The following is a 14,350-nucleotide window of genomic DNA, read 5'->3' as shown; positions in this document are numbered from 1 at the left end:
ACGGGGTGACCGCACCGCTGACGCCTTCCGACAACCAACCGCCCGAAGAGCCGCAGTACCCGCAGGCCGCGCCCGCGGCCCCGGCCGGCCATGACGGCCCGGCGCACCCCGAGCTGCCGCGCGAGCTGCGCGAGGGCGCGGTGATCGCGATCCTGGTCGCGGTGAGCGGCGTGCTGCTCGGCGTGCTGTGGAACTGGCTCGCGCCGCATGTCCCGCTGATCGCGGACGCCCGCAACGTCTATCTGAAGAACACCGAGGGCGAGGAGGCGATCGGCGCGGACGGCACCTTCGTGCTGCTCTCGCTGGGATTCGGTGTGCTCACCGCGGCCGTGGTCTTCCTCTTCCGCCGGCGCGGCGGCATCCCGCTGGTCGTGGCGCTGGTACTGGGCGGGCTGCTGGGCGCGGCGGTGGGCTGGGTGACCGGCATGTGGCTGGGCCCCACCCCCGACGTGGTCGCGCACGCCAAGCAGGCCGGCCCCGGTGTGGTCTTCGACGGCCCGCTGCGGCTGCAGTCGAAGGGCGCGCTGCTGGCCTGGCCGATCGCCGCCATGGTCACGCAGCTGGCGCTGACCGGGCTCTTCGGCCCCCGCGACCCCGAGCCGCAGGTGCCGGACTGGTCCGGGAGCCATGACCACCACGGGCCGCACGATCACCACGCACCGGACGACCAGCGCGCCCCGCACGATCAGCACACACCGCACGGCCACCACGGGCAGCAGCCGCCGACCGCGACCTGACCGGCGCGCGGCACCACCGTCGGCGGCCGGGTCCACCGGCCGCCCCGCGGCCCCTCAGCCGCGCGCGATCGGCGCCACCCGGGCCCCGGTCAGCGCCACCAGGTCCGCCGGCGCCAGCTCGACCTCCAGCCCCCGGCGCCCCGCCGAGACGCACACCGTCGGGCGGCCCTCGGCCGAGGCGTCCACGACCGTACGCAGCCGCTTGCGCTGCCCCAGCGGCGAGATCCCGCCGAGGACATAGCCGGTGCTGCGCTCGGCCGCCGCCGGATCGGCCATCGCGGCCTTCTTGCCGCCCACCGCGGCCGCCAGTGCCTTGAGGTCCAAGGACCCCGACACCGGCACCACGGCGACCGTCAGGGTGCCGTCGACATCCGCCAGCAGCGTCTTGAACACCTGGTCGGCGGGGACACCGAGGGCCTCGGCGGCCTCCTCGCCGTACGAGGGAGCGGCCGGATCGTGCTCGTAGGCGTGCACCGTGAAGGGGACACCGGACGCGGTGAGGGCCACCGTCGCGGGCGTCCCACCGGACTTCCTGGACTTCTTCGCCACCGTCTTCGGGCCTTATGTCAGTTCGGGCTGGTCGGCTGCCTGGTCAGATCCACGGCCGGCAGCGACGGGAGCTTACCGAGCAGCGCCGACTCCTGGCGAAGGAGTTTCAGCTCCTGCCCCAGCCGGGTGGCGGTGTCGGGCGCCTCCAGCAGCAGCTGCTTGGCGGGGACGTCCAGCACGGCCGCCGCCGCGACGAGGTAGGACAGCACGGACGGATCGGCCGGCAGGTCCTGCCCGCTCGACAGGGTCCGCTCGTTCGCCCAGGCCAGCCGCTTCTGATACGTCCGAAAGGCCCGTACGACCCCGGAGGCGAGCGCGCCCGCGCCCTCCCCCTGGCTCTCTTCGAGCTCCTCCAGCTCGCCGGTCAGATACGGCCCGGAGGCGTCCACCGACAGCAGCCGGAAGCGGGTCGTGCCGGTGGCCAGGACCTCGTAGCCGGTGTCGTCGGCGGACGACTTCTCCCGGATGGTCGCCGCGTCCGCGACGCAGCCCACCGAGTGGAACGCCTGCAGCGGGTCGTCCCCGAAGCCCGCCGCGGGGCCGCCCTCGGACGGCAGCGTGGTGTCCGGCATGCCCTGGGCGGTGGGCGCCACCTCCCGGCCGTCCCGGATCGCGATCACCGCGAAGCGGCGGTCGTCCTCGGGCACCGCGCTCAGATCGCGCATCATCGCCCGATACCGCGCCTCGAAGACGTTCAGCGGGAGCACGAGTCCCGGGAACAGCACCGAGTTCAACGGGAAGAGGGGGAGGCGCATGGAGGTCACGCGCTGAAGCCTAGCCGCCCGTGTTTCCGGCCCTTCGGCCGTGGTGCTCTCTCGCCGCCCGCGGCCGGCTACTGCCGCCTCAGCAGCCGCGACGCGCCCGCCGCCACCGTCGTCGCCAGGACCCAGCCGGCGAGGATCAGTACGGCCGCGGCCCACTGGGCGGTGCCGCCGGGTTTCCAGGCGGCGTCCTGGTTGAGGTCGATCACGGGCAGCAGGAGGTCGAGGGCGTAGAGGTAGGGGTTCCAGGGGGGTGCCTCGCCCGCCTTGAGGGGCGGCGGCGGGGACATCGAGAAGTAGACCGTGCCGATCGCCCACAGGATGGCCATCCACACCGCGGCCCGCCCGGGGCGGTAGCCGTACGCCACCGTCCAGTCCTGGAGGAAGCCCCATGCCTTCGCCGCCAGCGGCAGCGTCTCGCGGCGCCGCCGCTGCTTGGCCAGCAGCACCTCACGGGCATCGGAGTCCTCACCGCTGCGGCGCAGCGAGGTGGCGAGCATCTCGTACGGCTCGGGCGCGTACTCGGGGGTCGCCGCGGCCACCCACTGCAGCCGCTGCGCGAGCGGGAAGTGGCCGCGCGGGATCAGCGTCTCGTAGGCGAAGCCGGCCATCCACAGCCCGCCGAGCCCCGGCCAGCTCGCCGACTTGTCGACGAGGTTGACGACCCGGGCGCCGGAGAGGATGACCCGGCCGCGCTGCGGCCGCTCACCGAGGAAGCGCAGCTCGGGGGTCTGGATGCGGCGCAGCGAGAGTTCCTGGTCGGACTCCATGATGAAGCGGGCGTGCTCGAAGTCCACGGCGTCGCCGAAGCGGCCGTCGTCCAGCCGCATCCCGCCCTCGCACTCGAAGCGCTGCATACGGGTGCCCCGCGAGGGGGTGTGCGCAATGCCGTAGGGGGGAGTGGCGCTGCTGGAGAAGGGGGAGTTGGCCAGGCCCGCGGCGGTCAGGTAGAGGGTGCGCTCGACGGTGAGCTGGGGGGCGTTCAGCGCCCGGCGGCCGAAGGGGTTGCTCAGATGGCTGCCGCGCAGGCTCATCGACACGCCGATCGTGGCGCCGCGCAGCGACAGCTCGCCGTAGGACTCCAGCATCTCGGCCTGGAGGTCCTGGGTGACGGTCAGCCCGTCCGCCATGATCGACCGGCCCTGGCGGTCCTTGTGCACCACGGTCTGGTTCAGCATCAGGTCGGTGCCTATGTGCGCGTCGGTGAGGCGGACGCCGGACTGCACCACGCAGCGCGGCAGATGCAGGTCGCCCTCGGTGTGCAGCCGGGCCGCCTCCAGCCGGGGTATCGCGCAGTTCACCATCCGCAGGGTGGTGAAGCGGCTCTCCGGCAGCACCACCTCGGCCTCGAAGCGGCAGTCCCGCAGCTCCACGAATGGCTCGATCGTGCCGCCCGCAACGTCGAGAGTGTCCGTGATGTACGCACCGGTGAGCTTGAGGGCCGACACCCGGCCCGGCTGCGCCGGCGGCCCGTCGAGCAGCAGCAGCGCCACGACCCGCGCCCGCACCCGGCGCTCCGGGCCCCACAGATGCTGCCCGTGCGGATCGTCGCGCACCGGGTCGCCGATGTGCAGATCGCAGGTGCTGCCGTTGCGGAATGCCTGCCACATGCTCCATTCCGCCGACGTCAGTCGCAGGTCGGCGGGCGCATCGCCGTCCCTGGGCTCGGTCACTGTGTCCCCCTTGCCATCCGTGGTGTGGCGCGACCTGTTCGGACGCACTTCGCGCGTGGTCTGCGCGCGGCACCGCACACGTCCCGCAGGTCTCCCCGTACGCCGCTACGTGGCCCTTGCCCGCCCGGTGACTGCTTGAACACGCGCGGTCAGGGCCAACTCCGGTCAACTTCACGAGGCCGGGCCACCGGACGTCCGGGACCCGCGTCGCTGTGTATCACTGAGTGATACGGCGGATCGGGCCAGGGATCGGGTCTGAGACACTGGGGAGGTGATCTCCCGAATCGATCTGCGCGGTGACGCCCTCCCCGAGGGTGGCGCCCTGCGCGACCTGCTGCCCCGTGCCGAGTTCGACGTGGAAGCCGCCCTGGAGAAGGTGCGGCCCATCTGCGAGGACGTACGCCATCGCGGCACCGCGGCGCTGATCGAGTACGCGCGGCGGTTCGACGGTGTCGAGATCGAGCGGGTGCGGGTGCCCGCCGAGGCCCTCAAGACCGCCCTGGAGGAGCTGGATCCGGCCGTCCGCGCCGCCCTGGAGGAGTCCATCCGGCGCGCCCGGATCGTCCACCGCGAGCAGCGCCGCAGCGACGTCACCACCAAGGTCGTCCCCGGCGGCACGGTCACCGAGCGCTGGGTCCCGGTCGAGCGGGTGGGGCTGTACGTACCGGGCGGCCGCTCGGTCTACCCCTCGTCCGTCGTGATGAACGTGGTCCCCGCCCAGGAGGCCGGCGTCGAGTCCCTGGCCGTGACCTCGCCGCCGCAGGCCGAGTTCGGCGGTCTGCCGCACCCGACGATCCTGGCGACCTGCGCACTGCTCGGCGTCGACGAGGTCTACGCCGCCGGCGGCGCCCAGGCCATCGCGATGTTCGCCTACGGCACGGCCGAGTGCCCGCCCGCCAACCTCGTCACCGGCCCCGGCAACATCTACGTCGCCGCGGCCAAGCGCCTGCTCAAGGGCCGGATCGGCATCGACTCCGAGGCCGGGCCCACCGAGATCGCGATCCTCGCGGACGACACCGCCGACCCCGCGCACATCGCCGCCGACCTGATCAGCCAGGCCGAGCACGACCCGATGGCCGCCGCCGTCCTGGTCACCGACTCGGTGGCGCTGGCGGAGAAGACCGAGCAGGAGCTGGCGCCGCAGATCGCGGCGACCCGGCACGTCGAGGACCGGATCGCCCCGGCCCTGGCCGGCCGGCAGTCCGCCATCGTCCTCGTCGACGGCATCGACGAGGGCCTGCGGGTCGTGGACGCCTACGGCGCCGAGCACCTGGAGGTCCAGACCGCCGACGCCGCCGCCGTCGCGGCCCGGGTCCGCAACGCCGGCGCGATCTTCGTCGGCCCGTACGCCCCGGTCTCGCTCGGCGACTACTGCGCCGGCTCCAACCACGTCCTTCCCACCGGCGGCTGCGCCTGCCACTCCTCGGGGCTCTCCGTGCAGTCCTTCCTGCGCGGCATCCATGTCGTGGACTACACCCGCGACGCACTGGCCGAGGTCGCCCACCATGTGGTGACCCTCGCCGAGGCCGAGGACCTCCCGGCCCACGGCGCGGCGATCAAGGCAAGGTTCGGCTGGAAGGTCCCCCAGAGCAAGTGAGCAGGCACGTGACCCGCATCGACGATCTCCCCATCCGGGACGAGCTGCGCGGCAAGTCCCCCTACGGCGCCCCGCAGCTGGACGTGCCGGTACGCCTGAACACCAACGAGAACCCCTACCCGCTGCCCGAGCCGCTGGTCGCCCGGATCGCCGAGCGGGTGACCGAGGCCGCCCGGCAGCTCAACCGCTACCCCGACCGGGACGCGGTCGAGCTGCGCACCGAGCTGGCCCGCTACCTCACCCGCACCGGCGGCCACGAGGTCGCCCAGGACCAGGTCTGGGCGGCCAACGGATCGAACGAGGTCATCCAGCAGCTGCTGCAGACCTTCGGCGGCCCCGGCCGCTCGGCCCTCGGCTTCGAGCCCTCGTACTCCATGCACGCCCTGATCTCGCGCGGCACGGGCACGGAGTGGATCTCCGGCCCGCGCAACGACGACTTCACCATCGACCTGGCGGCGGCCCGCGAGGCCATCGCCGAGCGCCGGCCCGACGTGGTCTTCGTCTGCTCGCCCAACAACCCCACCGGCACCGCCGTCGAGGCGGAGACGGTGCTGGCGCTGTACGAGGCGGCGCAGGCCGCCAAGGCGGACAGCGCCGGGGCGCTGGTGGTGGTCGACGAGGCATACGGCGAGTTCAGCCACCGGCCCTCGCTGCTGCCGCTGATCGAGGGGCGGCCGAATCTGGTGGTCTCGCGGACCATGTCCAAGGCGTTCGGCGCCGCCGGGCTGCGGCTGGGCTATCTGGCCGCCGACCCGGCCGTGGTCGACGCCGTCCAGCTCGTCCGCCTGCCGTACCACCTGTCGTCGGTCACCCAGGCCACCGCGCTGGCCGCGCTGGAGCACACCGATACGCTCCTGAAGTACGTCGAGCAGCTCAAGGCCGAACGGGACCGCCTGGTCACCGAGCTGCGGGCGATCGGCTGCGAGGTCACCGCCTCCGACGCCAACTTCGTGCAGTTCGGCCGATTCGAGGACGCCCACGCCGCCTGGCGGGCGATCCTCGACCAGGGCGTACTGGTCCGTGACAACGGCGTACCGGGCTGGCTGCGGGTCACCGCCGGCACCCCGGCCGAGAACGACGCGTTCCTCGACGCGGTTCGCACGCTGTTCAAAGAACGCAGCTTGAAGGAGAACGAGCGATGACCCGCGTAGGACGCGTGGAGCGCACAACGAAGGAAACGTCCGTGCTCGTCGAGATCGACCTCGACGGCCGGGGCGAGGTCGATGTCGCCACCGGCGTCGGCTTCTACGACCACATGCTCGACCAGCTCGGCCGGCACGGCCTGTTCGACCTCAAGGTCAAGACCGACGGCGATCTGCACATCGACACCCACCACACGATCGAGGACACCGCCCTCGCGCTGGGCGCCGCCTTCAAGCAGGCCCTCGGCGACAAGACCGGCATCTACCGCTTCGGCAACTGCACCGTCCCGCTGGACGAGTCGCTCGCCCAGGTGACCGTCGACCTCTCCGGCCGCCCGTACCTGGTGCACACCGAACCGGAGAACATGGCGCCGATGATCGGCAGCTACGACACGACGATGACCCGGCACATCTTCGAGTCCTTCGTCGCGCAGGCCCAGATAGCGCTGCACATCCACGTGCCCTACGGCCGCAACGCCCACCACATCGTGGAGTGCCAGTTCAAGGCGCTGGCCCGGGCCCTGCGCTACGCCAGCGAGCGCGACCCGCGCGCCGCGGGCATCATCCCGTCCACCAAGGGAGCGCTGTAGCCCCGTGAACGGCATGTCCACCGCCTTCATCCTCGTCGGACTGTTCCTCCTCGGCGGCGTCTACTCCTTCTGGAAGCAGCAGCTGCCCAAGAGCCTGATCGTGCTGCTGTCCGTCGGCTCGGCGATGTGCCTGGCCGCCGGTGTGCTGCGGCTGGGGGTGTGGAGTTGACCGCCGCCGCACCCCGTAAGAAGGTCGTCGTCTTCGACTACGGCTTCGGCAACGTCCGCTCCGCCGAGCGCGCCCTGGCGCACGTCGGCGCCGACGTGGAGATCACCCGGGACTTCGACCGGGCGATGAACGCCGAGGGGCTGCTGGTCCCCGGCGTCGGCGCGTTCGCCGCCTGCATGCGCGGACTGCGCGAGGCCCGCGGCGACTGGGTCGTCGGCCGCAGGCTGGCCGGCGGCCGCCCCGTGATGGGCATCTGCGTCGGCATGCAGATCCTCTTCGGCCGGGGCATCGAGCACGGTGTGGAGACCGAGGGCCTGGACGAGTGGCCCGGCACGGTCGGCCCGCTGAAGGCCGACGTCGTCCCGCACATGGGCTGGAACACCGTCGACGCCCCCGAGGGCTCGCAGCTGTTCGCCGGTCTGCCCGCCGACGCCCGCTACTACTTCGTGCACTCCTACGCGGTGCACGACTGGGAGCTGGAGGTCGGCAACCCGCACCTCGCCGCCCCGAAGGTCACCTGGGCCACGCACGGCGAGCCGTTCGTGGCCGCCGTCGAGAACGGCCCGCTGTGGGCCACCCAGTTCCACCCCGAGAAGTCCGGCGACGCCGGCGCCCAGCTCCTGACCAACTGGATCAACACCCTGTGAGCCCCCAGATGCCGAAGCTTGAACTCCTTCCCGCCGTCGACGTCCGCGACGGCCAGGCCGTCCGCCTGGTCCACGGCGAGTCCGGCTCCGAGACCTCCTACGGCGACCCGCTCCAGGCGGCCCTCGCCTGGCAGCGGGCCGGCGCCGAGTGGCTGCACCTGGTCGACCTCGACGCGGCCTTCGGCACCGGCGACAACCGCGCGCAGATCGCCGAGGTCGCCCGCTCCATGGATATCAAGGTCGAGCTGTCCGGCGGCATCCGCGACGACGACTCGCTGGCCGCCGCCCTGGCCACCGGCTGCACCCGCGTCAACATCGGCACCGCGGCCCTGGAGGACCCCGAGTGGGTCGCCAAGATCATCGCCGAGTACGGCGACCGGATCGCGGTCGGCCTGGACGTGCGCGGCACGACGCTGCGCGGCCGCGGCTGGACCCGCGACGGCGGCGACCTCTACGAGACGCTGGCCCGCCTGGACTCCGAGGGCTGCGCCCGCTACGTCGTCACCGACATCAACAAGGACGGCACCCTCCAGGGCCCCAACCTCGACCTGCTGCGCAACGTCTGCGCCGCCACCGACCGCCCGGTCGTCGCCTCCGGCGGCGTCTCCTCCCTCGACGACCTGCGGGCGATCGCCTCGCTGGTGCCCGAGGGCGTGGAGGGCGCGATCGTCGGAAAGGCGCTCTACGCCAAGGCGTTCACGCTGGAGCAGGCCCTGGAGGCCGTGGCGACATGAGTGGCGTACGCCGCTTCACGGCCGGCGGCCCGCGGGCGGAGGACCCCTGGGCGGACGCCTTCGGCCGCTCCCGGGCGGTGGCGCTGCCCAACGGCCTGGTGCTGGTCTCCGGCTGCACGTCGGTCATCGACGGCCAGGTCGTCGCCGCCGACCCGTACGAGCAGGCGGTCACGGCCTTCCGGACCGCGCTGTCGGCACTGGAGCAGGTCGGCCTCGGCCGTGACGACGTCGTACGCACCCGCATGTACCTGACCCATGCCCGGGACGTGGACGAGGTCGGACGCGCTCACAAGGAGCTGTTCGACTCCGTCCGCCCCGCCGCATCCATGATCATCGTCTCCGGTTTCGTCGACCCGCGCCTGGTCGTCGAGGTCGAGCTGGAGGCGTACAGAGAGGCCCCCGCGTCATGACCCTGGCCGTACGAGTCATCCCCTGCCTGGACGTCGACAACGGCCGGGTCGTCAAGGGCGTCAACTTCCAGAACCTCAGGGACGCCGGCGACCCCGTCGAAATGGCGAAGATCTACGGTGAGGAGGGCGCCGACGAGCTGACCTTCCTCGACATCACCGCCTCCTCCGGCAACCGCGAGACCACCTACGACGTGGTCCGCCGCACCGCCGAGCAGGTCTTCATCCCGCTCACCGTCGGCGGCGGCGTCCGCACCCCCGACGACGTCGACAGGCTGCTGCGCGCGGGCGCCGACAAGGTCGGCGTCAACACCGCCGCCATCGCCCGCCCCGACGTGATCCGCGAGATCGCCGAGCGCTTCGGGCGCCAGGTCCTGGTGCTGTCCGTCGACGCCCGCCGCACCGAAGCCGGCACCCCGTCCGGATTCGAGGTCACCACCCACGGCGGCCGCCGCGGCACCGGCATCGACGCCGTCGAATGGGCCCACCGCGCCGCCGAGCTGGGCGCCGGCGAGATCCTGCTGAACTCCATGGACGCCGACGGCACCAAGGACGGCTACGACGTCGAGATGATCGAGGCCGTCCGCAAGCACGTCACCGTCCCGGTGATCGCGTCGGGCGGCGCCGGGAAGCTCGCCGACTTCGCCCCGGCCGTCGCCGCCGGCGCCGACGCGGTGCTGGCCGCCTCCGTCTTCCACTTCGGCGACCTGCGCATCCCGCAGGTCAAGGAGGCGCTGCGGGAGGCGGGGCACCCCGTCCGCTGAAGCACGCACGGCGCGGCCCGGGGGAGTACCCCCGGCCGCGCCCCGGTACCGCTCAGCGCCCCTTGCGCACCGCCCGGACGAACTCCCGGTTCATCTTGGTGATGCTGAACAGCGGAATGCCCTTGGGGCAGGCCGTGGCGCACTCACCGGCCAGCGTGCAGCCGCCGAAGCCCTCCTCGTCCATCTGCGCCACCATGTCCAGCACCCGGCTCTCCCGCTCGGGCGAACCCTGCGGCAGCACGTTGAGGTGGTTGACCTTCGCCGAGGTGAACAGCATCGCCGCGCCGTTCGGGCAGGCCGCCACGCACGCGCCGCAGCCGATGCACTCGGCGTGCTCGAAGGCGAAGTCGGCGTCCGGCTTGGGCACGGGCGTCGCATGCGCCTCGGGCGCGGCGCCGGTCGGCGCGGTGATGTAGCCGCCGGCCTGGATGATGCGGTCGAAGGCCGTGCGGTCGACGACCAGGTCCTTGACGACCGGGAAGGCGGCGGCCCGCCACGGCTCGATGTCGATCGTGTCGCCGTCCTTGAAGGACCGCATGTGCAGCTGGCAGGTGGTGGTGCGCTCGGGGCCGTGCGCGTCGCCGTTGATGACCAGCGAGCAGGCGCCGCAGATCCCCTCGCGGCAGTCGTGGTCGAAGGCGACCGGGTCGTCGCCCTTGAGGATCAGCTCCTCGTTGAGGGTGTCGAGCATCTCCAGGAACGACATGTCCTGCGAGATGCCGTCCACCTCGTACGTGGACATGGCGCCGGGGGCGTCGGCGTTCTTCTGGCGCCAGACGCGCAGGGTGAGCCTCATGCGTAGCTCCGCTGGGTGGGGTGGACGTACTCGAAGACCAGGTCTTCCTTGTGCAGGGTGGGCGCCCCGCCGGTGCCGGTGCTGTGCTCTCCCGGGGGACGACCCCCGGAGCCCCCGTACTCCCAGGCGGCGACGTAGGAGAACTCATGGTCCCGGCGGGCGGCCTCGCCGTCGGGGGTCTGGGACTCCTCGCGGAAGTGGCCGCCGCAGGACTCGGCGCGGTGCAGCGCGTCGAGGCACATCAGCTCGGCCAGCTCCAGGTAGTCGACGATGCGGTTCGCCTTCTCCAGCGACTGGTTGAACTCCTCGCCGGTGCCGGGGACCTTGATGCGGCGCCAGAACTCCTCGCGGATCTGCGGGATGCGGTCCAGGGCCTTGCGCAGCCCCTCGTCGGTGCGGGCCATACCGCAGAACTCCCACATCAGCTCGCCGAGTTCGCGGTGGAAGGAGTCCGGGGTGCGGTCGCCGTCGACGGCGAGCAGCCTCGCGAGCCGCTCCTCGGTCTCCCGCACGACCTCGACGGTGGCGGGGTGCTCGGCGTCCACCTCGTCCTTGTGCGGGTTGCGCGCGAGGTAGTCGTTGATGGTGGCCGGGAGCACGAAGTAGCCGTCGGCGAGGCCCTGCATGAGGGCGGACGCGCCGAGCCGGTTGGCGCCGTGGTCGGAGAAGTTGGCCTCGCCGATCGCGAACAGGCCGGGGACGGTGGTCTGCAGGTCGTAGTCGACCCACAGCCCGCCCATCGTGTAGTGCACGGCCGGGTAGATCCGCATCGGCACCCGGTACGGATCCTCGTCGGTGATCCGCTGGTACATGTCGAAGAGGTTGCCGTACTTGGCCTCGACGGCCTCGCGGCCCATGCGAGCGATGGCGTCGGCGAAGTCCAGGTACACGCCCTGCCCGCCGGGCCCCACGCCCCGGCCCTCGTCGCAGACGTTCTTCGCGGCGCGGGAGGCGATGTCCCGGGGCACGAGGTTGCCGAACGACGGGTAGATGCGCTCCAGGTAGTAGTCCCGCTCGTCCTCGGGGATCTGGTGCGCCGGACGGGTGTCGCCCTTGGCCTTCGGCACCCAGATCCGTCCGTCGTTGCGCAGCGACTCGCTCATCAGCGTCAGCTTCGACTGGTGGTCGCCGGTGCGCGGGATGCACGTCGGGTGGATCTGGGTGAAGCACGGGTTGGCGAAGTAGGCGCCGCGCCGGTGCGCCCGCCACACGGCGGTGGCGTTGGAGTTCATGGCGTTCGTCGAGAGGTAGAAGACGTTGCCGTAGCCGCCGGACGCCAGCACGACGGCGTCCGCGAAGTAGGTGTCGATCTTGCCGGTGACCAGGTCGCGGGCGACGATGCCGCGCGCCTTGCCGTCCACGACGACCAGGTCGAGCATCTCGGTGCGGGCGTGCATCTCGACGTTGCCGGCGGCGATCTGCCGGGACAGCGCCTGGTAGGCGCCGAGCAGCAGCTGCTGCCCCGTCTGGCCCCGGGCGTAGAACGTCCGGGACACCTGCACCCCGCCGAAGGACCGGGTGTCGAGCAGACCGCCGTACTCACGGGCGAACGGCACGCCCTGGGCCACGCACTGGTCGATGATCTCGACGGAGATCTGCGCGAGCCGGTGCACGTTGGACTCCCGCGCCCGGAAGTCGCCGCCCTTGACGGTGTCGTAGAACAGCCGGTGCACCGAGTCGCCGTCGTTGCGGTAGTCCTTCGCCGCGTTGATGCCGCCCTGCGCGGCGATGGAGTGCGCCCGGCGCGGCGAGTCCTGGTAGCAGAACTGCACGACGTGGTAGCCCTGTTCGGCGAGCGTGGCCCCCGCCGAGCCGCCCGCGAGACCGGTGCCGACGACGATGACGGTGTGCTTGCGGCGGTTGGCGGGGTTGACCAGCTTCGCCTCGAAGCGGCGGGTGTCCCAGCGCTCGTTGACGGGCCCGGACGGGGCCTTGGTGTCGACGACCGGCGCCCCGGTCGCGTACTGCGGGTACGTGGTCATGGATTCAGCTCACCAATCCGCTCATGACGCCCACGGGCACGGCGACGAAGCCGAGCGTGAGCAGTACGGCGAGGACGTTGCCGGCGGTCTTCAGGGCGCGGTCGCGGGTGCGGCTGCCGACGCCGAGGGTCTGCGCGGCGCTCCAGAACCCGTGCTGGATGTGGAAGCCGAGGGCGACCATCGCGACGATGTAGACGACGTTGCCGTACCAGGTCGAGAAGGTGTCGATGACGTTCTGGTACGGGTGCCCGGCCTGGAAGCCGTTCGGGTGCACCGTGCCGGTCGTCAGGTCCAGGACGTGCCACACGATGAACAGGCCGAGGATGATCCCGCCCCAGCGCATGGTGCGGGTGGCATAGCTCGCGCGCCGCCGCTTGTGCACGTAGGTGCCGGGGCGCGCCTTGATGCCGCGGCGGCTGAGCTGGTACGCGGACGTGGCGTGGGCGACGACGGCGACCACGAGGACGACGCGGATCAGCCACAGCGTCCACTCGTAGTGCATGAAGGGCTCGCCGACCGTGCGCAGCCAGTGCGCGTAGTGGTTGAACTCGCCCGACCCGAAGAAGATCTTCAGGTTGCCGATCATGTGGACGACCAAGTAGAGCAGCATGATCAGGCCGCTGACGGCCATCACCGTCTTCTTGCCGACGGACGAGTCCCAGAACGCGCGCCCACCCGTCGCCCGACCACCGCCCCTCACGGAGCGCTCGCGTTTCTCCTTCGAAGGCCGTCGTTCTGCCCGTGTGTCCAGTGCCATGGGTCCCGAAGGTAAGGACCGGGCTACCCATCAGTCCAAGACATGGTCCGGCTCATCTCCATAGGCTGAAGCTATCGATGCTTTACATTCGCCTTATGCAGCTGCAGCAGCTCCGCTACTTCACCGCCGTGGCCGACACCCGCCACTTCACTCGCGCCGCCGAGCGCGAGCATGTCGCCCAGCCCTCCCTCTCCCAGCAGATCCGCTCCCTGGAACGGGAGTTGGGCGCCGAGCTGTTCCACCGCGCCCGCGGCCACATCACCCTCACCGACGCCGGCGAGACCCTGCTGCCGCTCGCCCGGCGGATCCTCGCCGACACCGAGACCGCCCGCCGCGAGGTGCAGGAGGTCGCCCAGCTGCGCCGCGGCCGGCTCCGCCTCGGCGCCCCGCCCAGCCTCTGCGCCAGCCTCGTCCCCGACGTCCTGAGCGCCTTCCACGCCACCTATCCCGGCGTCGACCTGCTCGTCACCGAGAACGGCTCACAGGACCTGGTCCGTGCGCTGGCCGACGGCGAACTGGACCTGGCCCTGATCATCACCCCGCTCCCGGACCAGGCCCCGGCGCTGGCCACCTCCGACCTGCTGCGCGAGGAACTCGTGGTGGTCTCCGCCCCGGACCGGCCCGCCCCGGCGGGCGGCCGCCGCACCCGCATCCTGGTCGAGGACCTCCGCGGCCGCCCGCTGGCGATGTTCCGCCGAGGCTACGACCTGCGGGAATTCACCACCGCGGCGTGCCGCGCGGCCGGCTTCGAACCCACCTTCACCGTCGAGGGCGGCGAGATGGACGCGGTCCTCGGCTTCGTACGCGCCGGGCTCGGCATCGCCGTCGTCCCCAGCATGGTCGCCGAGCGCTCCGGGCTGCGCGTCACCCGCTTCGCGACCCCCGGTATGCACCGCGTGGTCTCCGTCGCCCACCGCGGCGACGTCTCCCCGCCGCGCGCCGCCCGCGAGCTGGAGCGGATCCTGCGGCAGCGCATCGAACCCGGCGGCCTGCGGGCCGCGTCGCGCGGCGTCGTGGCGGGTGATCCGGGCCGGTCGTAGGCTGG

General features: G+C 72.0%; 16 protein-coding genes. 10 read left to right on the top strand and 6 right to left on the bottom strand.

Features of this window, described 5'->3' with window-relative positions; translation table 11 throughout:
• Positions 1 to 5: 5 nt before the first annotated feature.
• Complete coding sequence (locus ACZ4NB_RS12755; protein WP_467660742.1) at positions 6 to 737, top strand: ABC transporter permease; 732 nt, start codon at positions 6 to 8, stop codon at positions 735 to 737.
• Positions 738 to 791: 54 nt separating this feature from the next.
• On the opposite strand, the gene ybaK is transcribed toward ACZ4NB_RS12755, so the two are convergent.
• The 3 genes from ybaK to ACZ4NB_RS12740 all read right to left on the bottom strand — a co-directional run bounded on the left by ybaK (position 792) and on the right by ACZ4NB_RS12740 (position 3,720).
• The gene (gene ybaK, locus ACZ4NB_RS12750) at positions 792 to 1,286 is read right to left on the bottom strand and encodes a Cys-tRNA(Pro) deacylase (protein WP_393494096.1); all 495 of its coding nucleotides are present in this window, start codon (positions 1,284 to 1,286) and stop codon (positions 792 to 794) included.
• Positions 1,287 to 1,303: 17 nt separating this feature from the next.
• Complete coding sequence (locus ACZ4NB_RS12745) at positions 1,304 to 2,050, bottom strand: LON peptidase substrate-binding domain-containing protein (protein WP_467660740.1); 747 nt, start codon at positions 2,048 to 2,050, stop codon at positions 1,304 to 1,306.
• Positions 2,051 to 2,118: 68 nt separating this feature from the next.
• On the bottom strand, positions 2,119 to 3,720 hold the full coding sequence (locus ACZ4NB_RS12740) for an oxidoreductase (protein WP_467660738.1): 1,602 nt from the start codon (positions 3,718 to 3,720) through the stop codon (positions 2,119 to 2,121).
• A gap of 271 nt (positions 3,721 to 3,991) precedes the next feature.
• Here ACZ4NB_RS12740 and hisD point away from each other — a divergent pair, with 271 nt between their 5' ends.
• The 8 genes from hisD to hisF are packed head-to-tail and all read left to right on the top strand — an operon-like array spanning position 3,992 to position 9,770.
• The gene (gene hisD, locus ACZ4NB_RS12735; RefSeq protein WP_467660736.1) at positions 3,992 to 5,317 is read left to right on the top strand and encodes a histidinol dehydrogenase; all 1,326 of its coding nucleotides are present in this window, start codon (positions 3,992 to 3,994) and stop codon (positions 5,315 to 5,317) included.
• An 8-nt stretch (positions 5,318 to 5,325) separates the two neighbouring features.
• Positions 5,326 to 6,459, top strand: a complete 1,134-nt coding sequence (locus ACZ4NB_RS12730) for a histidinol-phosphate transaminase (RefSeq protein ID WP_467660857.1) — start codon at positions 5,326 to 5,328, stop codon at positions 6,457 to 6,459.
• Complete coding sequence (gene hisB, locus ACZ4NB_RS12725) at positions 6,456 to 7,049, top strand: imidazoleglycerol-phosphate dehydratase HisB (protein WP_467660734.1); 594 nt, start codon at positions 6,456 to 6,458, stop codon at positions 7,047 to 7,049. Before ACZ4NB_RS12730 ends, hisB begins: the two co-directional genes overlap by 4 nt.
• A gap of 4 nt (positions 7,050 to 7,053) precedes the next feature.
• Positions 7,054 to 7,218 carry a hypothetical protein gene (locus ACZ4NB_RS12720; RefSeq protein ID WP_393494081.1) on the top strand — a complete coding sequence of 55 codons (165 nt, stop codon included), beginning with the start codon at positions 7,054 to 7,056 and terminating at the stop codon, positions 7,216 to 7,218.
• The gene (hisH, locus tag ACZ4NB_RS12715) at positions 7,215 to 7,865 is read left to right on the top strand and encodes an imidazole glycerol phosphate synthase subunit HisH (RefSeq protein WP_467660732.1); all 651 of its coding nucleotides are present in this window, start codon (positions 7,215 to 7,217) and stop codon (positions 7,863 to 7,865) included. Before ACZ4NB_RS12720 ends, hisH begins: the two co-directional genes overlap by 4 nt.
• A gap of 8 nt (positions 7,866 to 7,873) precedes the next feature.
• Positions 7,874 to 8,599 carry a bifunctional 1-(5-phosphoribosyl)-5-((5-phosphoribosylamino)methylideneamino)imidazole-4-carboxamide isomerase/phosphoribosylanthranilate isomerase PriA gene (priA, locus tag ACZ4NB_RS12710; protein WP_467660730.1) on the top strand — a complete coding sequence of 242 codons (726 nt, stop codon included), beginning with the start codon at positions 7,874 to 7,876 and terminating at the stop codon, positions 8,597 to 8,599.
• Positions 8,596 to 9,009: a Rid family hydrolase gene (locus tag ACZ4NB_RS12705; RefSeq protein ID WP_467660728.1), complete on the top strand. Its 414-nt coding sequence runs from the start codon at positions 8,596 to 8,598 to the stop codon at positions 9,007 to 9,009. Before priA ends, ACZ4NB_RS12705 begins: the two co-directional genes overlap by 4 nt.
• Positions 9,006 to 9,770 carry an imidazole glycerol phosphate synthase subunit HisF gene (hisF, locus tag ACZ4NB_RS12700; protein WP_467660726.1) on the top strand — a complete coding sequence of 255 codons (765 nt, stop codon included), beginning with the start codon at positions 9,006 to 9,008 and terminating at the stop codon, positions 9,768 to 9,770. Before ACZ4NB_RS12705 ends, hisF begins: the two co-directional genes overlap by 4 nt.
• A 52-nt stretch (positions 9,771 to 9,822) precedes the next feature.
• Here hisF and ACZ4NB_RS12695 read toward each other — a convergent pair whose 3' ends face one another.
• From ACZ4NB_RS12695 to ACZ4NB_RS12685, 3 genes are read right to left on the bottom strand one after another with little or no spacing between them, the layout of a single operon-like run.
• Positions 9,823 to 10,566, bottom strand: a complete 744-nt coding sequence (locus ACZ4NB_RS12695) for a succinate dehydrogenase/fumarate reductase iron-sulfur subunit (protein WP_467660724.1) — start codon at positions 10,564 to 10,566, stop codon at positions 9,823 to 9,825.
• Positions 10,563 to 12,548: a fumarate reductase/succinate dehydrogenase flavoprotein subunit gene (locus ACZ4NB_RS12690; protein ID WP_467660722.1), complete on the bottom strand. Its 1,986-nt coding sequence runs from the start codon at positions 12,546 to 12,548 to the stop codon at positions 10,563 to 10,565. The genes ACZ4NB_RS12695 and ACZ4NB_RS12690 overlap by 4 nt, the downstream gene beginning before the upstream one ends.
• Positions 12,549 to 12,552: 4 nt before the next feature.
• The gene (locus tag ACZ4NB_RS12685; protein ID WP_467660720.1) at positions 12,553 to 13,305 is read right to left on the bottom strand and encodes a succinate dehydrogenase; all 753 of its coding nucleotides are present in this window, start codon (positions 13,303 to 13,305) and stop codon (positions 12,553 to 12,555) included.
• A gap of 95 nt (positions 13,306 to 13,400) precedes the next feature.
• Between ACZ4NB_RS12685 and ACZ4NB_RS12680 the strand changes: the two genes are divergently transcribed.
• Entirely contained in the window at positions 13,401 to 14,345 is a 945-nt protein-coding gene (locus ACZ4NB_RS12680; RefSeq protein WP_467660719.1) for a LysR family transcriptional regulator, read from the top strand.
• Positions 14,346 to 14,350: the final 5 nt, after the last annotated feature.

Source organism: Streptomyces sp. NPDC026575 (genome assembly GCF_055567415.1).
The sequence above is the reverse complement of the archived record's forward strand: the minus strand, read 5'-3'. Positions and strand labels throughout refer to the sequence as shown.